The organism is Alteromonas sp. KUL49 (assembly GCF_006538345.1).
In the GTDB taxonomy this organism is placed as follows: Bacteria; Pseudomonadota; Gammaproteobacteria; order Enterobacterales; family Alteromonadaceae; genus Alteromonas.
This window is the reverse complement of record NZ_BJKL01000034.1, coordinates 1-1,195: the sequence shown is the minus strand read 5'-3', so window position 1 is coordinate 1,195 and position 1,195 is coordinate 1. Positions and strand designations below refer to the sequence as shown.

Sequence of the window (1,195 nt, the reverse complement as noted above, 5' to 3'; positions counted from 1 at the left end):
AACATCTTCGTATAAGGAGGTGATCCAGCCCCAGGTTCCCCTAGGGCTACCTTGTTACGACTTCACCCCAGTCATGAACCACACCGTGGTGATCGTCCTCCCCTAATCTCGAAAGAAAAGGGGTTAAACTAACCACTTCTGGTGCAGCCCACTCCCATGGTGTGACGGGCGGTGTGTACAAGGCCCGGGAACGTATTCACCGTAGCATTCTGATCTACGATTACTAGCGATTCCGACTTCATGGAGTCGAGTTGCAGACTCCAATCCGGACTACGACGCACTTTTTGGGATTCGCTCACTCTCGCAAGTTGGCCGCCCTCTGTATGCGCCATTGTAGCACGTGTGTAGCCCTACTCGTAAGGGCCATGATGACTTGACGTCGTCCCCACCTTCCTCCGGTTTATCACCGGCAGTCTCCCTGGAGTTCCCGACATGACTCGCTGGCAAACAAGGATAAGGGTTGCGCTCGTTGCGGGACTTAACCCAACATTTCACAACACGAGCTGACGACAGCCATGCAGCACCTGTCTCAGAGTTCCCGAAGGCACACCTGCGTCTCCGCTGGCTTCTCTGGATGTCAAGAGTAGGTAAGGTTCTTCGCGTTGCATCGAATTAAACCACATGCTCCACCGCTTGTGCGGGCCCCCGTCAATTCATTTGAGTTTTAATCTTGCGACCGTACTCCCCAGGCGGTCTACTTAACGCGTTAGCTCCGAAAGCCACGGCTCAAGGCCACAACCTCCAAGTAGACATCGTTTACGGCGTGGACTACCAGGGTATCTAATCCTGTTTGCTCCCCACGCTTTCGCATCTGAGTGTCAGTATCTGTCCAGGGGGCCGCCTTCGCCACTGGTATTCCTTCAGATCTCTACGCATTTCACCGCTACACCTGAAATTCTACCCCCCTCTACAGTACTCTAGTTTGCCAGTTTCAAATGCAGTTCCGAGGTTGAGCCCCGGGCTTTCACATCTGACTTAACAAACCACCTGCATGCGCTTTACGCCCAGTAATTCCGATTAACGCTCGCACCCTCCGTATTACCGCGGCTGCTGGCACGGAGTTAGCCGGTGCTTCTTCTGCAGCTAACGTCAAGAAATGCCGCTATTAACGACACCCCCTTCCTCACTGCTGAAAGTACTTTACAACCCGAAGGCCTTCTTCATACACGCGGCATGGCTGCATCAGGCTTGCGCC

General features: G+C 53.8%; 1 rRNA gene. It reads right to left on the bottom strand.

Annotation, left to right across the window (positions count from 1 at the left end):
* Window positions 1-12: 12 nt before the first annotated feature.
* Window positions 13-1,195 (bottom strand): 16S ribosomal RNA (locus tag EYS00_RS20390); the annotation flags it as partial.